Genomic DNA, 19,500 nt, shown 5'->3' on the forward strand with positions numbered 1-19,500 from the left:
GTTTATGATTATATTGTATAAATCATAAACCAGCATTATTCATTAATTTAAAGTCTAATTTATGATATTAATAAGAACAGGGAAAACAATAAAGAAACATAGTGATTCACTCCAATATGCCTCAATATTCTGAACACAAAAAATTAACAGCGACTGAATTCAATAGTTTAATGACTATGGCCATTCAACAATCATTTAATGCGATCGTCATTACAAATGCCTGCTTTGAGAATAATGGCCCACACATCCTTTTCTGCAATCCAGCATTTTGTGAAATGACAGGTTATAGCGAAGAAGAGTTAATTGGACAATCGCCCCGTATCTTACAAGGGCCTGAGACAGATCTAACCGTGATTCAGGAGTTAAAAGATTGCATATCTAATGGACTATTTTTCCATAACAATACGATTAATTATCGCAAAGATAAAACACCGTACGCTGTAGAATGGAACATCTCCCCGATTAAAACTGAAACAGGTGAAATCACCCATTTTGTATCCGTTCAACGAGATATCACGGAAAAAAATGAAAGTCTTAAATATCAAGCGATGTTGGTTGCAGCGATAAATACAACACCCGATACGATAGTGATCACGGATGATCAAGCTAGAATTAAATTTATGAATCATGCCGCAGAGGAAATCTCTGGCTACACCCTAGCAGATTTAAAAGATGAACCTATCACAAAATTATATCCACATGATCAAAAGCTGATAGAACTACAGAGAGTAAAAAATCAGGATACTGAAAATAAAGACCACGTATATGAAAAGCATTTCTTAGAGCTCGTTTCATCCCCTCTAAAAGACCGTAATGGCACAATTACACATAATGTGAGTATCGGTAGAAATATTAATCATCATATCGAGATCAAGAGTCAACTTGAAGAGTGGGCCAATTACGACAGTTTGACGAGCATTTTTAATCGTCGCTATGGTGAACATCTTCTAGATACCATTCAAAAAGACATGTGCAATGAAGATAACTCTTGCTGCGTGTTATTGGCTGATATCGATTACTTTAAAACCATTAATGATACTCATGGTCATGCATTAGGAGATAAGGTCTTACAACAAGTGATGCGTGAGCTCTCCAAAAATTTACGGAGCAAGGACACTCTCATTCGTTGGGGAGGAGACGAAATATTAATCGTATTACCAAGTATCAAACTAGATTCGGCTTTGAAAATGGCTGATCGACTACGCACAGTCATTGAATCTTGTAAGTTTCAGAGGATTGAAGAAGTTACTATGTCATTTGGAGTAGTGACTTGGAAAAAGAAAGAGCTTAAAACAAGTGTTCTACGAAGAGCAGACGAGCAATTATATCTTGCTAAAGCAAATGGACGTAACTGTATATTTCCAGACTCAGTACCTTAAGCTAAAATCCATTTATAGTACAAAAATCACTCAACCTATCCATTCACAAAAGATTTTTTGCTAGGAATACTTTTTAGCGATGTCATTAAACTACTTATTAACAAAAGTGTTCTGCCCGACATGGCCCTCTTCAAATTATCTAAAATAACTGTTCTATAATTTAAATAGATTTGAGGAGGAATCATTGGGGTTGGTTAAGATAATTGTAGTATTAGTCATCACGACCAAATTAAAACTAATAACGTTCAGATCAACTTGAAAATTTTACTGCTATTTAGACTTTGGAAGAACATTTCAAAACCAGGACGAATATCTTCGCCATCAACAGTGATATATCTTAAATTTGAATGCAACATTGTGCTGCAAGAGTTTTTATCTACAGTTGCCTGAATAGAGTATTCAGTACCGAATTGATCTTTGACAGTAACATTTTTCTTTAACATTTCTTCTATACCTATAATATTAATTCATTTAAAAACAATATAATCAAATATTTAGTTAGGCAACTTTATAGTTAAATTTAAATAATTGATTTAAAGCGGTATAAAATGTTCTACCATCTAAATTTAAATCCACTTCGATTCCAGACTGAAGCAACACACGCTTACCCACTTCAATAGATTTCAAGCCATCACGGGTATTTTGCATTTTATTTAGAGGAATTAACGAGACTATAATTTCAGTACCATTTGAAGATTTAGCAATTAAGGTATTAAGTTTTTTCAATTTTCACCAGTTTTTTTCATATATCCCAACAAGGAATAAATATTTAATTAATAATCTTTAGTCATTAAAAAAGCACTGTTCAGTGCTTTTTTATATTTAATGCTTCTTATAAAGCAACAATATTTACAGCATTTGGGCCTTTTTGACCTTGCTCTATACTGAATGACACTTTTTGGCCTTCATGCAATGTTTTGAAGCCTGAACTAGCGATTTCGCGAAAGTGAGCAAAAACATCTGGACCAGATTCTTGTTGAATGAAACCAAAGCCTTTAGTTTCATTAAACCATTTAACTGTACCGGTAACTGTAGTAGACATAATATATCCTGCTGAATTTTAATAATTTGAGCCAAAAATGACTATATGTAACTTTGAAAATAATAAAAGTGGAGCTTAAGATCTGAAACAACGGAGGATTATGACTAAAACTGCGATACTTAAAGAAGATTTACTAAACATTACTTTTTTCTAGTTAGGCCAAGTATACATGAAATAAATAAATATTCAAGTTATTTATAGCTGTCATAAATTTTAATTATATCAGATGTTTCCTGCAATAAATTGAAACGTCCTTAAAAATAGTAGTTGTAGCATCTAAAAAAAGCACTAGTCGTGTGCTGAGCCTTAGAATAAGCTTGAACCAAAATATTGAGGCTACAGATGAAATTTCGAACGTTTCGCATAAGGTGTACCATGTTTATTCTGGATAAATAAAATAGCCTGTAAATAAAGTTTTTTTAGGATCAATAATGAATAATAAAGTTAGATTAATCTTTTGCATCGCCCTGCTCTCAAATTTGGGAGCATGTGTTGGCAATATGAACCCTACAGGCGGCAATGGTAGGCCTGATTATCCCTATTACATCACGACACAACCAATGATCGTGAAAAAGATCAATGTACCTATAGACACAAAACTAGAATATGAAGAACAACATTTTAAATCAGGCCAACAAGATTCATTACTGAACGAAAAAAAACTCATCAGGATTTCCTTCCCAGAAGATCAATCAATGAATTGGGCTGGTGTACCCATTGGTTTTATTCACAAATATTTTAATTCAGAAATGAAAGGCTTCAGCGTTTATGCACGTTTCAACCAACTGCCAAGCAATAAGCAGACACGATTTTCTCAACTTTGGCAGAAATGTAGTGATGACTTAGGCATTCATGTTAAAAACACGGATGATTGGACATTCAATCTCAATAATATCGCCGATATCGATAGTTGTAGTGTGAATTATCAACGATACCTTAAAGATAACGTCCAACAACAACATTATCTTGATCAGCTTTACCAAGAAATGCAAAAAGCAGGAACAGTGAAATAGCTCTTGGACGTTCAAATAATCACAACTATACGAAATCTTCCGTACCTAAGATTTTTAATACTCACAAAGCACTGTTTTGATTTAACTTAAATAAAAATAAAGCGCTACACGGCGCTCTATCTAGACTTATGCTGAGGATAATATATTAAATCAAAGTTGTGTGTTTCATTCTTTACAACATAATACTTAATGAATTGAAAAAATTATTCCAAAAGCTCTTTATTATGTGTACATGAGTGAAACGGATTTCGAAAAGAGGACAGCCATCCTAGTGCGCTGAACCCTAGAATGGCCTTGCTGAGAATATTGATCCTAATTGTATAGTTTCAAGTGTTTAACTTAAAAATTAACCCACTTATTTAAGTTGAGCTTAAAACTAGTTAAAAGCCTTCCAAAACGATTTTTCCTTTCGCTCGGCCAGTTTCAATCAGTTCATGAGCAAGTTTTAAATTTTTCGCATTAATTTTGCCTAAAGTCTGATTCAGCGTGGTTTTAATTTTGTGGTTATCTACTAGTTCTGCAACCTGATGTAAGAGCTGAGATTGTTGTTCAATATCTGTTGTATTGAACATTGAACGTGTAAACATGAACTCCCAATGCACAGAAACAGACTTAGACTTAAACTCACTGATATCTAGTGATTTCGGATCATCAATTAAGCCAAACTTACCTTGTGGAGCAATAAGCTTAGAAATTTGAGGAAGATACGTGTGTGTTTGATTAGTTGAAAAAATATATCGAGGTGCGTCTAAACCCAATTCTTTGATTTGCATGTTTAAATCTTCGGTATGATCGATGACGTAGTCAGCCCCTAAAGACTTAACCCATACTTTAGTCTCTTCCCTAGATGCTGTAGCAATGACTTTTAAATTTGTCTTCGCTTTGAGTAATTGAATCGCAATAGATCCTACACCTCCAGCGCCTCCAATTACTAAAATATTATCAGATTGATCTAAATCAACATTGAAACGATCAAATAACATTTCCCACGCTGTAATAGCGGTTAATGGCAGCGCAGCAGCTTCAGCATCACTAAGGCTTTGAGGTTTTAAGCTAACAATACGCTCATCGACTGCTTGATACTCAGCATTACTCCCATCCCGCGTTAAATCACCTGCATACCAGACCTGATCTCCGACTTTAAAATGTTGCACGCCAGAACCGACTTCAACAACCTCAGCCACTGCATCCCATCCTAAGATACGTGTGTTGCCTACTGCTACTGGGTTTCGTCTAACCTTGGTATCGACAGGGTTAACCGAGATCGCTTTGACTCTAACCAACAAATCCCGATCTTTTAAGCTCGGCATCGCTTTTTCAATATCTACCAGTGGATTTTGAAATCCATGATCCATACCATCAATATAAGAAATAGCCTTCATTCACTTGTCCTCTTGTTTTGTTATTTGAGTTTACTTAATATTCTTTTTTAAGTTATACAGACAAATTCGTCTTATAGTTACCAAAAGGATACTATTGAAATGGGTAAGCTAAAACATTCGCGTTTTGATTGCACACCAGGATGTTCTGTTGAAGCTGCCATAGGCTTACTTGATGGTAAATGGAAGAGTATTATCTTATGGCATTTATTAGAAGACGACGTTTTAAGGTTTAATGAACTGAGAAAGAAAATTCCAAATGTCACTCAAAAAATGCTTACTAGACAATTACGTGAACTTGAAGAGGATCAACTGATTCTACGAAAGGTTTATGCCGTTGTTCCACCTAAAGTAGAATATCGATTATCTACACTCGGCACTTCTTTAGCACCCATTTTGGTTGCATTAAAACAATGGGGGGATAAAAATATTGGTTTATTTGGGAAACCCATTATGCCGTTAGAATCAGAATAAAATTTAAACCTGTTTTACTTCACTTAAAGTCAATTGTTTTCTAGAAATACTGTACTTTCATGACTTACACACCATTCCAGTGACTTGTATAAAAATTACGTTCTTAGAAACAGCTATGTATAAAATTAACTAGCCATAAAAAAAGCCTAATCTGTGAAGACTAGGCTATAAACTTTGAATCTTTTTTCGTTGGTAGCGGGAGCTGGATTTGAACCAACGACCTTCGGGTTATGAGCCCGACGAGCTACCAGACTGCTCCATCCCGCATCAACGAGTTAGCTTTATACGCCCTAAGCACCCACAAAGCAAACTTTATTTGCAATATAAACAGTTATTACATAAGCAGCATACAAAATACTAGTGCTTAGCCAATGCTTGCTTCAGTGATAAAAGCGGGATGTGAGGCTCTATAGACGCTTAATCTTGTTTTTTCACTGTCTAAAAATGACTTAGGCTCTTCAGACCATATTGATTTCCTAGAATCAAGACCCGAATGATTTAAAGCCCAATCAGAAACGGTACTATAAACAAAAGTATTATCAGCGAAAACTAATTTTGTCTTCCTTCCCACACTACTTATAAGAACTTTATGTGTAGGTAATGATCCAAATGTACTAATTTGGGTGTAAATGTATTTATAGGTTTCAGACATAGAAAAAAGTACTTAAATGACAGCGCTACTATACCATTTTAACTCTTGAAAAAGCCCACCATTTGGCGAGCTTTTTCTTACTGATCTTTATCCATGGAATGTGGCGTTGTAGTTTTATCCTGCTCTTTCGTATCTGTATCTCTTTTTTGGCATGCCGTTAATCCCAGCATTAAAACTAAACTTACTATTGCAAATATTTTCATCATTTTTGCCTAGCACGATTTAAAAATATAACTTATCAAAATCTAAAGATTTCAATGTTTAATTTATGAAACAACCTCATTCTCTTTCTTTACAGATGAGGTACTTAGCGATTTAAAGCTTTATGTGCCCAATGAATGAATTTTTCCTTTTCATGGAAATGTGGAATATTTAATAAATGAATATGAGTAACCTCACCGAAATTACCTGAAATTTTATTCGGGGCCAAAACAACAAAATCCCTCTTATCCCCTACATGTAACTCCCTAAAGAATTCCATAACTTTAAAATGAAGATTTAGAGCAGTGAATCCTTCTCTTTCAATTAGAAAGTCATAGATTTGGCTGAGTACATGTAATTCAAATTTTTTGTTCATGATCTTTTATTCTCATAATTATTTTAACAATCGGTATAATTTAACCTAATTTTATTTTTTGTTAAAGCAGATAAAAAACCCAGCCTCTGGAGAATCAATAGAGCTGGGTTAATGAAACATCATTGTCAAATTTTATTTTATTCTTGAAATTGATTCTAACGCCCAAACCCAATAAATGCAAATAATTCTCAATTACAATGTGGTGATTTCAAATATACCATGCCTAAAGATACATACAATTATCTACATCACCTATCAAACAGTGGGCTTACGATATAGATTAAGCAAAGAGAGTACGGGTATTGGGAGGTAGTTACCATTCACAGATACCTCTCCCCCATCTTTTCTGTGCTGTTCCCAGTATTCGATTAATAATAAAGCTGCTTGTTTAATGGCAGATGGATATTCCGATCCAAAATTATCTGTAATATAATTTTTAATTATAGCGTCAGCAGCAACAATAAAGCTTTTTAATGAAACATCATTGCTATCATCGGCATAGTGTAAGTGGCGCTTCACTTCATGTAATTCAACAATACTCATAGATCACTCCATTTTTCCGAGTCAGCTTTTACACTTTCATCACTAAACTCGTTCCTAGAGTCTTTTACGGTGTCATAGCAAATATCACCTCATTCCTATTCTCATATTGATTACTTGGCATTGAAATCCCTTTATCTAGGGATTTTTCTACTATTCTTAATAAGTCCTTCAAAAGATTTCTTATAGATCAATTAATATTTGTTCATATGTTTTTTAAATAAGCCATTCACCGCCTAAAGATAGTGAGCGTACGACGCCTTAACAACCGAATAGTAAATAAGCTGCCATTAAAAAACCCGCTAACTGAAGCGGGTTTTTTAATTCACAATATTCTTAGATTACTGTGATAGAGCTTGCTTGAGGGCCTTTCTTGCCAGCTACAATCGTAAACTGAACACGTTGACCTTCATTCAACACTTTGAAACCGTTTGATTGGATTTCGCTAAAGTGTGCAAAAACGTCTTCTCCAGTATCGCTAGAAATAAAACCAAAGCCTTTAGTTTCATTAAACCACTTAACGGTACCAGTTGTAATGTTTGACATAAATATTCTCTTAAATTTTGAAAAATATAAGAATTAATCTTTTAAATCATATACATCGGATAAACCGCAGAGTTGAATCAATTGCGAAATAACTTTAGTAAATACAATAAAATAAATAATTCTAATACACTATCACTATAAGCTTTTTAGCGTGCAATAGATAGACCTTAACATATTATTTTATTGCTACCACCCAACCCCACATGAAATGCTTTTTCATCCATATTGATAAGAAAATCTTCACTAAAAGCGAATAAAGCTTATTTGCCCACTTCTAGCTAATTTTTCTTTCCTAAAATCAACTCAACTTGATGAGTAACATCCCATATTTTCATTTCTGCATGTCGCCAAAAATTAAAGACTTGATCGCCCTTAACGTACTTTTGCTTGATATAGCTCGATGATTTATTTTGATCTATCTCTTTTGCATTAAATCGCATCTTATTTAAAATCACTACTTGACCATCCAAGTCACCACCAATACACATATTCATATTGTTCTGCCTGCTAAGTAACAATTAAACTATAGCACAAATAAAAAAACCTACTCTTTGATAAGCTTTTGAGGCTTGTTGCCGAGCCTTTGGCTGTACTCCATAACTCTTATTCATAGTTCATCGAAAATTAGAAACATCATTTTGATATCTTTGCACGACGGTCACGTCCAAGGATGACTTGTAATGACAAAATAAGATCTATCCTATCTCTCAAGTATGAAGTTTTACTGTGCTATGAAAAAGCCACTTATAAAGTGGCTTTTTCTATTAGGAATTAGATGCTCTTTTAAAGTTGTCATCATTACTACAGTAATCCAAGCAATCTTTTAAAATGCCTACGGCTCTATATATGTGTTCAGGTTTATCTAAAAAAACTTGACCGTTATTTTGCACTTCCAATCCTGCCCGCTCTAACTCTTTTTTTCGATAGTCATCAATTGCTACTGCAAACTGAATGGTTGGTCTCTTACGATTTACATCATATCTAAATAACCAGCGATTATTTTTATTCTGAAACAGCACGCTAAAATAGCTTTCTGTGTCTTTAGCCACCAATTCAACTTCAGGAAAGAGCTCTGTCACAATACGACTTAACTCCTGTTCATCAACAGTAGTCACAATTCTTTCATTTTCAGAGTTAACAATGTCAGCTAGCGTTGAGCTTTCGGACACAATCTCAATAGTCTCCTCTACTTTTTGTTCAACTGGCTGGGCAGTAATAATTGTAGGCGAGGATAGTCCTTTAACAACGGTATCACTAATTGACTGCTCAACAGCTTGTTTTACAAAAGGCTGAATTGACTCTAAAAATTTAGTGTTTAATTGACGAGGAATACTTGCTTGTTGAGCCACATAGCGAACAAAATCAATATCAACTTCATTAATACTTCTTTTTATTACAGTTTTAAACTGCTGGATATATTGATTTTCTTCAGCAAAAAAGCGTAGCTTTTCTACATGAAAATTATCATGTTTAAACTCAGCTAGCTGTGTCAAATCCTCGGCTTTATTCTTCGTAAAATCAACTGTTAAAAATGGCTTATCATCCATCACATTTGGATTAATTAAATCAGTAAAAAATCTCCATTCTTTACCATTTGTGATCGCGCCAATCGTCACCCCTAAACTACTATTAAAATATCTAGATAGCTGCGGAGCATGATTCGTTAAATTAGCAACATAAGGTTTTGCTTCAATAAACATTACAGGTTGCCCATTACAGTAAAGAGCATAATCAACTCTTTCTGTAGATTTCACACCTGGAAAATCAGCTGCAAATTCTGCAAGCACCTTGGTCGGGTCATAAGGGCTAAAACCTAAAATATCTAATAAAGGAAGGATTAAAGCCTGCTTAGTTGTTTCTTCTGTAGTACAGTGGCCCCCTACTTTTTTCACATGCTCAATATGGCTTCTTAGTCTATTAATAAAATTTTCCATATTCCCCTCATTATTATTACAAGTACATTTTTTGATCTAATTTTAGATCTTAACCCTTTTACTTTATTTTTCAAATATTAATTTAAATTTGTTTTTAGAATGTCATTACATTCTATTCGTTGAACTATTTTCTGTTTAATTTATTAAAAAAACGAATCTCAAAAAATGGAAAAATCATAAGTTAAGTTCTCCTCAATCTATTACACTAATTTTGCGCCATCCGTCATAATAAAACAGATAACAGACTGAATAATATTCATTCTTCTTAATAACCCAACCCACCTGCCATAGGAACAACAACCAAATGATTTGACAGTTGATACCGACCAATATACATATAAATTCATCACTTTTTCGACCGACATAGTATACTGCACCTGCTGTTTCGGCTCACCTTTTATCATGTGTTCTCTGTTTATGAATAAAAAGCTGTTTCTTTCTTCTGGTTTAAAAACACTAAGTGTCTTGGCCATATCTATAGGCTTAACCGCCTGCGGTGATCGTTCATGGTGGACAGATGATGAGCCTAAGCTCAATGCTGAACAAATCGCACGCATCATTCCCGGACGCGTAAATGACCGCCGTTCATGGGCTGAAGATATATACGATATTTCAGAGCAGTTTGGTATTCCGCAAAATAAAGAGAATATGTGTTCGATCATTGCCGTGGTTGATCAAGAGTCTAACTTTGTTGCAGACCCACAAGTTTACGGTTTAGGTGAAAAAGCGGTTAAAGAAGTCCAAGATCGCTTAGATGAAAAATTTAAAGATAAGCTCGGTGATGCTATCGGTGGCACCATCGCAGGTTATTTCCAACAGGTCTTAAAAGAGCAGCCAAGCCCTGAAGATAACTATTTAAGCCAAATGCGCCGCGTTAAAACAGAACGCGAACTGGATGAACTGTACCGTGAAATTTTTGACTATATGTCAAAGCACTATCACGTCAGTGCACTCACAGGTGCAGCCAAACTTGTCGGTCAGGACGTAGGCGAAAAAATGAACCCGATTACCACGTTGGGTTCAATGCAAGTGCATATCGGTTATGCCAAAGACAATAAACGTGAAGGTGGCAGTATGGCTGACTTACGTACCGACCTTTATAGCCAATATGGTGGTCTTTACTATGGCATCCACCGACTGATGATGTACCCTGCTGACTATGACAAACCCCTCTACCGTTTTGCCGACTATAACTCGGGTATGTACTCAAGTCGAAATGCCGCCTTCCAAAGTATGTTGAATGACTTAACTGAAGCAGAACTTGATTTAGACGGAGACTTGTTACTTTATGGCAAAGATGGCTCACCTAAATCTGCAAAAAGCCAATCAGAACGTGAACTCATCAGTGTTTTCGCTCAGCACAATATTTTGGTTACTCCGCGTCAAATTCGCTCTGACCTGAAAAAAGAGAAAGAGAAAAAATTTGAAGATACAGCAACCTATCGCGCTGTGGCTAAGCTTTATCAAGAAGTCACTAAAAAAGAACCTTTCTATGCCATGATGCCAGAAGTCGTCATTTCTGGTCCAAAACTCAGTCGTGATTACAATACCAACTGGTTTGCCACTCGTGTCAATGGACGTTATCAAACATGCATGCAACGTGCAAAGCGCATAAAAATCTAGCCTTATTTGACTTTGATGGCACCCTGTATGACAAAGACAGTTTTACGGGGTTCATCTTCTATGTGCATTCAAAACGGCATATTGCACTACAAGGCTTAAAAGTACTGCCTTATATTCAAAGTTATTATTTGGGTTTTTATCCTGCCCATCATATGCGCTCTAAGCTCTTCCATGCGATGTTTAAGCAAGCTGAAGTAAGCGAAATCGACGCTTATGCAAAACGCTATGCTGAGCTTTTAATCAAAGGACTCAATCCAGCACTTTATAGCCAACTGAAGCATCACCAAAGTTTGGGTGATGATGTGGTTTTGGTCTCGGCCTCAATTGATATCTATTTAAAATATGTGTGTGAAATACTCTCAATCGATCTGATCTGTACCCAAGTTGAACAAGACCAGCAACGCTACACAGGGCGCTATCAGACAGCAGACTGTAGCTGTGAATACAAAGCTCAACGTATCCAAGAAAAATATGAGCTGGATAGTTATCATGCCGTTTATGCTTATGGAAATAGTATTGAAGACAGACAAATGTTGTCTTTGGCTGATTTTAGCTATTTGGTGGGGACAGATCTAAGTCTTCCTGACTTGTCAAATACATCAAATCATCGTCAAATAAGCTAATTATTAAGCATAGGTTAATAATTAACCATATTATTTTTTCGAAAATATTTATTATTAAAATTCAGTATGTTTTATTTACCAAAAAATATATTTATGATAAATTTTGCCTAATAAAAATATTTTGAGAACCATTCTACTTAAATTATAAAAAGGCATCAGTATGGAACAGTTATCTCCACCCAAGTATGTCAAAGGTCTTTCGATCAAATTCGGTGAAAGTCCCTTTGTATTATTGGCGCAGTTCGCTTTTAATGCTTCAAAACAAAAATGGTTAAAACACGAAATTGAACATGTGCTCAATATCGCCAAACAAGGTGATTACAATCATCTGGTAAAGACCTTACGTCAATTTAGTAAATAACAAAAAAAGCCACTTCAAATGAAGTGGCTTTTTTACTTACTTTTTAAAGGGAAATGCATATTTCACAATACGTTTGATGACGCTACCATACTGTTTTACTAGGCTGGCATTGTTATAGTTAATGCCATACTTTTCACACACCGCTTGTACTTTCGGCGCCATTTTACGGTAACGACGTGCGGGTACGTCTGGGTATAAGTGATGCTCAATTTGATGACTTAAGTGCCCTGTCAAAATATGGAATGCTTCTGAACCAGTTAAATTCGACGAACCACGAATTTGGCGCATGTACCAGTGACCGCGGCTTTCATTTTCCAGTACTTTTTTCGGGAAAACTTCCACGTCTTTGGTGAAGTGACCACAGAAAATCACACTAAATGTCCACATGTTACGGATACCATTTGCAACCAAATTTCCCGTAAAGACAGGCAATGCCGCAGGTCCTGCAATGAGTGGGAAAAATACATAATCTTTAAACAATTGTTTACCAATTTTGCGCTGCATAGGTTTCCATTCGGCTAAAGTCTGCGCTTTGCTTTTACGCCCCTTGAAGTATTTGCCTAATTCCAAGTTTTGGATGGCAACGCCCCATTGGAACAACAAACAAAATGGAATGCTATAAATCGGTTGCAATAAAAAGCCCGGTTTCCAACGTTGTTCAGGGAATAAGCGAAGCAGACCATAACCAATGTCATCATCCATCCCTTTAATGTTGGTATAGGTATGATGCTTGTAGTTATGGGTCTGACGCCAATTGTCTGCTGTACCTACGATGTCCCACTCATAGTTTTGACCATTAAACTTAGGGTCATTCATCCAGTCATATTGACCATGCATTACGTTATGACCTAATTCCATGTTTTCCATGATTTTGGCAAAACTCAGCAAGCCCGTGCCCAGCACCCATGCAGGCGGAAACCAACCTGCAAATAAACATGCACGACCTGCAATAGATGCATAACGCACCGCTGCATAGACACGACGAATATATTGCGCATCTTTCTCGCCAATATCATCCAGTACTTCTTGCTTAATGGCATCTAACTCACGTGCAAGCTCATCTAACTCAAATGTAGTTAATTCACGATTCTTCGGGTTTTTAAAATATTCAACTTTAACAGGCATATTCATTGTATTTATTCCCCTTATAAATCAACAATAAGATCAGTTTGTGCAGTATTGACACAAATTTTTAGAAAATTTCCAGGCTCAGAATTTTGTGCACCATTAACCAAGTTTTTGGTCGAACCTTCAACTTTGTTGCAGGCACATTTGTTACAGATTCCCATACGGCAGCCATGTTGAGGCTTCACATTTTGCTGTTCCAAACTTGCAAGAATGGATTGACCTTTGGGAATGCTTAAAATTTTCTTCGACTTTGTTAAGGTAATATTCACAAAACCAACATCATCATTTGCAAATGGACTCATGCTAAACGCTTCAGTTTTTAAGGTATTGGCATAAGCGAAAAGCTGCTCAACCGTAGCCACAAACCCTGAAGGGCCACATGCATATACCGTTGCATTTTCAATCTGATCCAGTCCAGACATATGGTTTTGGTTTAAACGTTCACCTTCATCTGACTCTTGGGTATAAAACATGCTGAATGTAAAGTTTGAGTATTGTGCTGCCAACTGCTCAAAATATGCTTTGAAAGCTGCATCAGTATGTTTTTTCACCCAATACATCAAATGTACAGGCTGCTTTTTAAGCTTGGCGGTCTTCTCTAAACGTTTTAATAAACTCAGCATGGGGGTAATACCACTGCCCGCAGCGAGTAAAATTAACTGTTGATCATTTACAGTCAATTGCATATCGCCATAAGGCTGGCCGAATTCTAAAACATCGCCGATTTTAACCTGCTCACATAGCCAATGACTTGCCTTACCTTGGTCTACCATTTTTACATTCAGTAAGACATGTTGCGCATCAATCTGGGTCAAACTATAGGTACGTTCATAACGTACGCCTTGAACCACGACATATACAGGATGGTGTTGTCCCGCTTGCCCCATTTGAAAGTGACGGTTGGTTTGCAGCGTCAAACTCACCATATCCTGTGCAACTTGCTCTTTTTTTACCACTTTACCCAAAGCTTGGTGTATCGACCAAAGTGGGTTAATTTTTTGAAGCCAAAAGTTAGCTGTGTGTCGGTCTATAACACTCTCAGCATACTCAGTTAAAGGAGATTTAGTTTTTTCAAGGATCTGCATAGTAAAGGACCACGCCATAGATTTTGAATTATTATACACATGTATATATATTTGTATATATATTCTGATTGTTTCGTTTTGTTTCACAATGTCGACCAGTGGGCTATAATGAACCGATTGATTTAATTGCTTGATAAATATGACACCGACCACCATTCAAACCCATACAACCAACACAGAGCATGAAGCTTCAAAAAAACATGCACCAGTGCTTGCACGTAGTGTTGGTCGAAAAGCAACGATTACAAAAGATGAACTGTTTCAAGCTGCTTTAAATTTGATTGGTCCTGAAAAAAGTATTGCATCCTTAAGCTTGCGTGAAGTCGCACGTGAAGCAGGCATTGCGCCAAATAGTTTTTATCGTCATTTTAAAGATACCGATGAACTTGCTATCGAGTTGATTGAACGTGCAGGTGTTGTGCTACGCCAAATTTTGCATGAAGCACGGATTAAGGCCATTCGCCAAGAAAGTATTATTCGTAGCTCAGTCGAAGTTTTTATTGAACAACTAGATGCTGATGATGGCAACTTAAGCCTGCTTTTACGCGAAGCATATACGGGTTCGGCATCTTATAAAAATGCGGTCGAAAGACAGTTAAATTATTTCCAACAAGAACTCAAAGATGATTTAATTCGTTTAGAACGTTTAAATAATAGCAAACTCTTCCACCCTGAATTGGTGTCCATGGCAATCACCCAATTGGTTTTCAATATGGGTGCCAAAGTGATTGATATGCCAAGTGTAGAGCGTAAAAAAATGGCTGAACAAACCATGATCATGATTCGCATGATTTTGGAAGGTTCGCGTCATTTGGATGAGGCGATGATTCGCTAATCTGTTATTACACTCAACAGATTCACTGAAATATCTTCTTATTTGTTTCGCTGTTGCTCTTTAATGAGCTGGTGCACAAATTCTGCGGTCTGTTTCGGTTGTTCTAGCGGAAACATATGCCCACCTTCAAGCACACTATAGTCGATCGCATAGGTTTTTTTCATCCCTTGGGGTAAACCTTGCTTATAGAAATGGCTGTCTCTGGCAGTCAGCACATGAATTGGCATATTAGGTGCTTTGCGTGGGGTACGCCACCACCATGCAGGCACTGTCCTGAAGATCTCAGCTTCAGTATGTTTGGGAATGGTTAGCGTCACCCCATTTCGAGTCGGATCACTTTTTAAACCGCACGCCATAAAGTCCGCAAAACACTGTTCATCAAAGTCTTTAAAAATACGATTCGGTCTGAGTGCCTGACTGGCCTGCTCAATACTTTCCCAATGATCACGACGTTTGACGGTCACCGCAGCTGGGGTAAGTTTTTCAATGGACTTTGATCCCAGCTTTTGTAATGCTTCAAATAAAAAGGCCTTGGAACCAATCACAAACGGTGGATCCATGATAATCACTTGAGAAAACAACTGTGGTTTTTTATAAGCCGCCATAAGCGTAAGTAAAGAACCAAAAGAATGCCCTAAACCAATCACTTGTTGCCGTGGAAACTGCTGTTCAATATCTGAAATAACTTGATCGACCAACGCTTCCCAACGGTATTCCACAGGATAGTGCGGATCTAGGCCAATCATCGGGATCGCTTTGACATCAAAATCTTTATTCAAAAACTGAAAGAATTTTTGATAGCTGCCCGAGGGAATGCCGTTTGCATGGGTAAAGTGTAAGGCTGGTTTGCTCATGTCATTCAAATCTATTTTTATAGCCTATTTACCATAATCGTTTTTTAATCTAAACAAAATGACGCAGGATGAACCCTAAGTCATGAACTTTGATCACTTCCGCCAATTTTTAAAAATATTCCGTGATAGATCTGAGATCACTTTGCAGAAACAGTTAAGTTCTGATTAGCTAAAAAAGTAGCGCCACAGTTGGTTTTGTCTCCTGCAATCACCACAGCACGTCCCAAGACCGTTGTACTCTGATCTGCTGCTATCGCAGAAACCACCATTCGACACTTTGGACAAAAGTGCTTCATTCCATTTAAATGCACAGCAATACCATTGATCACAAAACTGTTTTCACACTCAGTGACGATGCCACCATGTGTTGTTTTTGAACCCATTGTTACTAGAGCTTTAGACATAATTTATTGTTCGATACATTAGAGTTTTAATGGCGAAAATTCTAGCATAAGCAAGCGCTTAAAATTTCAATGAATTACTTTTCAAATACAACTTAGACATTCCTTTTTTAAAATTCATTAAAAAAGCACCCGAAGGTGCTTTTCATACAGCAATTCCAATTATGGTTTAACCACAACCATCACTTGAATTGCTTCTGGTGTAACCGATAGGCCATCGAGCAAACCGAGACCTTCTTTTTGCAGTTTTTGTAGGCGCGAAATTTCATCTTCACGAATACTCGGATTAAACTGCTTTAAGTAAGTCAGACGGTCAATTTCGTATTGCCACTTACTGCCGTAGACTTCTTTCGCCTGTTGCACAAAGCTTGGTAAAGCCGCACGTGCAAGCTCTAATGCTTGTACATAACGCTGTTCAATCACTTCACGGCGTGCTTTCACAACTTGACGACAGCTATTACCATCCAAATGATGCAAGTACGGTTTTAAAATTTCAGGTGCAATTTTCTGCGACAGGTCTTGACCCTTTTCACTCAACAAAACGCGAACCAGCTGCTGCGGTAAGCTTGAAGGCAAATTCAATGCTTTCGGTGCAACCACATCGACCTTAAACCACACTTCTAACAACACCGAACCTTGTGGTAAAGCAGCTGACTTCAACACTGCAACGTTGGTACTACCAAAACCTTGAGTGTTGATCATTTCCATCACACTTTCAGTAAATGGATGTTCAAGGGTTAAATACTGAGCATCTTCACGTATCTGAGCTTGATCGCGGTAGAAGGTTGCAGTCATGCCTTCTTCGTCCAAGGTTAAACCTTGAACTTGCATTTGATCGGTTGGTTTAATGATGACTGTACCATTGCTTTGCTCGTCAAAATCAATATTTGTCGACGCCATAAAACGCTTCATAAACATTGGCAAAGTGGTGTTGTCATCATAAGACTCAAGCGCTTGCACAATTTCTTGCGCCACAATTGGACGACAAGAGTTGTATTCAAGCAAACGGTCGCGACCTGATTGTAACTCTGCTTCTAAGGCTTCACGTTGTACGCTGACCGCTTCGAGTAAGTCATCAAACTGCTGACCTTGATCTGTCAGTAAACAATCTTTCAATTCAACAATAAAGTTTTCTTGTAAAGTTTGAGCAGTTGGCGAGATATTACTGAAAATATTCAAGGCTTCGTTATACCAACGGAACATACGTTCTTGCGCTGTACCAATTAGATACGGCACATGAATTTGAATCCGGTTTTCTTGACCAATACGATCTAAACGACCAATACGTTGTTCAAGTACATCTGGGTTTGCAGGTAAATCAAATAAAATTAAATCTGATGCAAACTGAAAGTTACGACCTTCAGAACCAATTTCAGAGCACAGTAAAATTTGTGCACCATAAGATTCTTCAGCAAAGTAAGCTGATGCTTGGTCACGCTCAAGTAAACTCATGCCTTCATGGAACATTGCAGTACGAATACCTGCATGTAAGCGGAGTACATTTTCAAGCGCTTCAACCACGGGTCCACTACGTGCAATAAGCAACACTTTTTTGTGTTTTAAGTCTGTACGTAGTTTTTCCATGAGCCACATGACACGCGGGTCAGCTTCCATCCACGCACCGTCAAGCTGTGCTTCTTCTGGCCACATTTGTTCACGCAATTTACCGTCTTTAGACCAGTTTTCTGGTGCAGGCAAAGGTGCAGGCTGACAATCACGACCTGGGAAGCCTTGAATGGCTTCACGGGTGTTACGGAACAAAATACGCCCTGTACCATGACGGTCTAACAGCTCATGAATGGCACGGAAACGTTGTTCGGGTGCATCTTCAATGCGATGCCCTAGCAAACCTTCTAATGCAGCCAAATGCCCTTCTTCAAGTGGCATATCTGACATCAGTACTTCCGCAATTTTTGCAGTTTGTTGATATTGGGTTTCTTCATCCAAGAAACGATCCAGCGAACTAAAACGCTGTGGGTCAAGTAAACGTAAACGCGCAAAGTGACTTTCCACACCCAGCTGTTCTGGGGTTGCCGTTAACAGTAAAACACCCGGAGTTTTTTCTGCTAGCTCTTCGATCAAGTCATAGCGGTCATTACCACCGTCTTCTTCGTTCCACATCAAGTGATGTGCTTCATCGACCACCAACAGATCAAAACCAGCTTCTAGGGCTTGTTCACGCAAGTCATCATGGTCAATCATCAAATCGATTGACGCAATAATGCATTGTTCAGTCAGGAATGGATTCAGTTCAGGATCATGTTCTTTGATTGAAGCCGTACGGGTTAAATCAAATAATGAGAAGTTCAAATTGAAACGACGACGCATTTCAATCATCCACTGATATTGCAGTGAATCGGGCACCAAAATTAGGATGCGTTCTGAACGGCCCGTTTTAAGCTGTTGATGGATGATTAATCCAGCTTCAATGGTTTTACCTAAGCCGACTTCATCGGCTAAAAGGACACGGGGTGCAAAACGTTGACCCACTTCGTGTGCAATATACAACTGATGAGGAATCAGACCGACACGTGAACCGACCATGCCTCGTAAAGGGCTTGACTTCATATTGGCTTGCATCAGCATCGCTTCAATACGTAAGTCGTACCATTCTTTATAATCAATTTGACTTGCCAATAAACGATCAAGCGGTTTAGACAGCTGAATTTGAGCACCAATGCGAGTCTCATTCAGTGATTTACGTTCTTCCGTGCCATCTTCTAAGCGACGAACAACATTATAACGCACCACACCATGACGGTCTTCATGTGATTCAACCGTCCACTTGGTGCCTTCTTGATCTTGTAATTCATCGTTCACGTTAAAAATGATACGTGATAAAGGTGCATTATTCCGTGCATATACACGTGTTTCATCACTTTTAGGGAATAAGATGCTGACAGATCGCTCATCTACATCAATAAGAACTCCTAGACCTAGTTCCGTTTCTGTATCTGATAACCAACGTTGACCAATAGCAAACTGCTGCAATTTTTCCACCTTTATCTACAAGTTAGGACTGCAAATTTAATGCTCAAACATTGTTTGATATTT

22 protein-coding genes and 1 tRNA gene are annotated in these 19,500 nt (G+C 37.4%); 7 read left to right on the forward strand and 16 right to left on the reverse strand.

Annotated features, from left to right (window positions below):
* Positions 1 to 116 precede the first annotated feature (116 nt).
* Positions 117 to 1,379, forward strand: coding sequence for a sensor domain-containing diguanylate cyclase (locus tag GVX98_RS06830; RefSeq protein ID WP_004980156.1), 1,263 nt, complete (start codon positions 117 to 119; stop codon positions 1,377 to 1,379).
* 245 nt (positions 1,380 to 1,624) lie between these two features.
* On the opposite strand, the gene GVX98_RS06835 is transcribed toward GVX98_RS06830, so the two are convergent.
* From GVX98_RS06835 to GVX98_RS06845, 3 genes are all read right to left on the reverse strand, one after another.
* Positions 1,625 to 1,822: a hypothetical protein gene (locus GVX98_RS06835; RefSeq protein ID WP_004980157.1), complete on the reverse strand. Its 198-nt coding sequence runs from the start codon at positions 1,820 to 1,822 to the stop codon at positions 1,625 to 1,627.
* A gap of 55 nt (positions 1,823 to 1,877) precedes the next feature.
* Positions 1,878 to 2,105 (reverse strand): hypothetical protein, encoded by a 228-nt coding sequence (locus GVX98_RS06840; protein ID WP_004980159.1) that lies wholly within the window; start codon positions 2,103 to 2,105, stop codon positions 1,878 to 1,880.
* A gap of 106 nt (positions 2,106 to 2,211) precedes the next feature.
* Positions 2,212 to 2,421 (reverse strand): cold-shock protein, encoded by a 210-nt coding sequence (locus GVX98_RS06845; RefSeq protein WP_004980161.1) that lies wholly within the window; start codon positions 2,419 to 2,421, stop codon positions 2,212 to 2,214.
* Between the two features lie 431 nt (positions 2,422 to 2,852).
* On the opposite strand from GVX98_RS06845, the gene GVX98_RS06850 reads away from it, so the two are divergent.
* Complete coding sequence (locus GVX98_RS06850) at positions 2,853 to 3,434, forward strand: hypothetical protein (protein ID WP_159127619.1); 582 nt, start codon at positions 2,853 to 2,855, stop codon at positions 3,432 to 3,434.
* 380 nt (positions 3,435 to 3,814) lie between these two features.
* Here GVX98_RS06850 and GVX98_RS06855 read toward each other — a convergent pair whose 3' ends face one another.
* A complete protein-coding gene (locus tag GVX98_RS06855) occupies positions 3,815 to 4,816 on the reverse strand; it encodes a zinc-binding alcohol dehydrogenase family protein (RefSeq protein WP_004980165.1) in 1,002 nt (333 codons plus the stop codon).
* A gap of 99 nt (positions 4,817 to 4,915) precedes the next feature.
* Here GVX98_RS06855 and GVX98_RS06860 point away from each other — a divergent pair, with 99 nt between their 5' ends.
* A complete protein-coding gene (locus tag GVX98_RS06860) occupies positions 4,916 to 5,287 on the forward strand; it encodes a helix-turn-helix domain-containing protein (protein WP_004693511.1) in 372 nt (123 codons plus the stop codon).
* A gap of 190 nt (positions 5,288 to 5,477) precedes the next feature.
* On the opposite strand, the gene GVX98_RS06865 is transcribed toward GVX98_RS06860, so the two are convergent.
* The 7 genes from GVX98_RS06865 to GVX98_RS06890 all read right to left on the reverse strand — a co-directional run bounded on the left by GVX98_RS06865 (position 5,478) and on the right by GVX98_RS06890 (position 9,536).
* Positions 5,478 to 5,554 (reverse strand) — tRNA-Met (locus GVX98_RS06865).
* Between the two features lie 462 nt (positions 5,555 to 6,016).
* Positions 6,017 to 6,142 carry a hypothetical protein gene (locus tag GVX98_RS16905; protein ID WP_017397253.1) on the reverse strand — a complete coding sequence of 42 codons (126 nt, stop codon included), beginning with the start codon at positions 6,140 to 6,142 and terminating at the stop codon, positions 6,017 to 6,019.
* A gap of 104 nt (positions 6,143 to 6,246) precedes the next feature.
* Positions 6,247 to 6,516 (reverse strand): hypothetical protein, encoded by a 270-nt coding sequence (locus GVX98_RS06870; RefSeq protein WP_087014309.1) that lies wholly within the window; start codon positions 6,514 to 6,516, stop codon positions 6,247 to 6,249.
* A 255-nt stretch (positions 6,517 to 6,771) separates the two neighbouring features.
* A complete protein-coding gene (locus tag GVX98_RS06875; RefSeq protein ID WP_004980169.1) occupies positions 6,772 to 7,059 on the reverse strand; it encodes a head-tail connector protein in 288 nt (95 codons plus the stop codon).
* Positions 7,060 to 7,392: 333 nt separating this feature from the next.
* Entirely contained in the window at positions 7,393 to 7,602 is a 210-nt protein-coding gene (locus GVX98_RS06880) for a cold-shock protein (protein ID WP_004693516.1), read from the reverse strand.
* Positions 7,603 to 7,880: 278 nt separating this feature from the next.
* Positions 7,881 to 8,096 (reverse strand): hypothetical protein, encoded by a 216-nt coding sequence (locus GVX98_RS06885; RefSeq protein WP_159127620.1) that lies wholly within the window; start codon positions 8,094 to 8,096, stop codon positions 7,881 to 7,883.
* A 270-nt stretch (positions 8,097 to 8,366) separates the two neighbouring features.
* Positions 8,367 to 9,536, reverse strand: coding sequence for a type I restriction endonuclease (locus GVX98_RS06890; protein WP_004980172.1), 1,170 nt, complete (start codon positions 9,534 to 9,536; stop codon positions 8,367 to 8,369).
* A 417-nt stretch (positions 9,537 to 9,953) separates the two neighbouring features.
* On the opposite strand from GVX98_RS06890, the gene GVX98_RS06900 reads away from it, so the two are divergent.
* From GVX98_RS06900 to GVX98_RS06910, 3 genes are all read left to right on the forward strand, one after another.
* Positions 9,954 to 11,159, forward strand: coding sequence for a DUF1615 family protein (locus tag GVX98_RS06900; protein ID WP_004980175.1), 1,206 nt, complete (start codon positions 9,954 to 9,956; stop codon positions 11,157 to 11,159).
* Positions 11,126 to 11,782, forward strand: coding sequence for an HAD-IB family hydrolase (locus GVX98_RS06905; RefSeq protein ID WP_159127621.1), 657 nt, complete (start codon positions 11,126 to 11,128; stop codon positions 11,780 to 11,782). Before GVX98_RS06900 ends, GVX98_RS06905 begins: the two co-directional genes overlap by 34 nt.
* 160 nt (positions 11,783 to 11,942) lie before the next feature.
* Positions 11,943 to 12,143, forward strand: coding sequence for a hypothetical protein (locus tag GVX98_RS06910; RefSeq protein ID WP_010326552.1), 201 nt, complete (start codon positions 11,943 to 11,945; stop codon positions 12,141 to 12,143).
* A 36-nt stretch (positions 12,144 to 12,179) separates the two neighbouring features.
* Here GVX98_RS06910 and GVX98_RS06915 read toward each other — a convergent pair whose 3' ends face one another.
* Complete coding sequence (locus GVX98_RS06915) at positions 12,180 to 13,274, reverse strand: acyl-CoA desaturase (RefSeq protein ID WP_078389684.1); 1,095 nt, start codon at positions 13,272 to 13,274, stop codon at positions 12,180 to 12,182.
* A gap of 14 nt (positions 13,275 to 13,288) precedes the next feature.
* Positions 13,289 to 14,356, reverse strand: a complete 1,068-nt coding sequence (locus GVX98_RS06920) for a ferredoxin reductase (protein ID WP_159127622.1) — start codon at positions 14,354 to 14,356, stop codon at positions 13,289 to 13,291.
* A gap of 139 nt (positions 14,357 to 14,495) precedes the next feature.
* Between GVX98_RS06920 and fabR the strand changes: the two genes are divergently transcribed.
* Positions 14,496 to 15,191, forward strand: a complete 696-nt coding sequence (gene fabR, locus GVX98_RS06925) for an HTH-type transcriptional repressor FabR (RefSeq protein ID WP_004693528.1) — start codon at positions 14,496 to 14,498, stop codon at positions 15,189 to 15,191.
* A gap of 38 nt (positions 15,192 to 15,229) precedes the next feature.
* Here fabR and GVX98_RS06930 read toward each other — a convergent pair whose 3' ends face one another.
* The 3 genes from GVX98_RS06930 to rapA form a co-directional block, all read right to left on the reverse strand.
* The gene (locus tag GVX98_RS06930) at positions 15,230 to 16,045 is read right to left on the reverse strand and encodes an alpha/beta fold hydrolase (protein WP_159127623.1); all 816 of its coding nucleotides are present in this window, start codon (positions 16,043 to 16,045) and stop codon (positions 15,230 to 15,232) included.
* A gap of 137 nt (positions 16,046 to 16,182) precedes the next feature.
* The gene (locus tag GVX98_RS06935; RefSeq protein WP_004980182.1) at positions 16,183 to 16,449 is read right to left on the reverse strand and encodes a PAAR domain-containing protein; all 267 of its coding nucleotides are present in this window, start codon (positions 16,447 to 16,449) and stop codon (positions 16,183 to 16,185) included.
* A 159-nt stretch (positions 16,450 to 16,608) separates the two neighbouring features.
* Entirely contained in the window at positions 16,609 to 19,446 is a 2,838-nt protein-coding gene (gene rapA, locus GVX98_RS06940) for an RNA polymerase-associated protein RapA (protein WP_159127624.1), read from the reverse strand.
* Positions 19,447 to 19,500: the final 54 nt, after the last annotated feature.

The sequence above is a fragment of the Acinetobacter sp. 8I-beige genome (genome assembly GCF_902505955.1).
GTDB classification, from domain to species: domain Bacteria; phylum Pseudomonadota; class Gammaproteobacteria; order Pseudomonadales; family Moraxellaceae; genus Acinetobacter; species Acinetobacter johnsonii.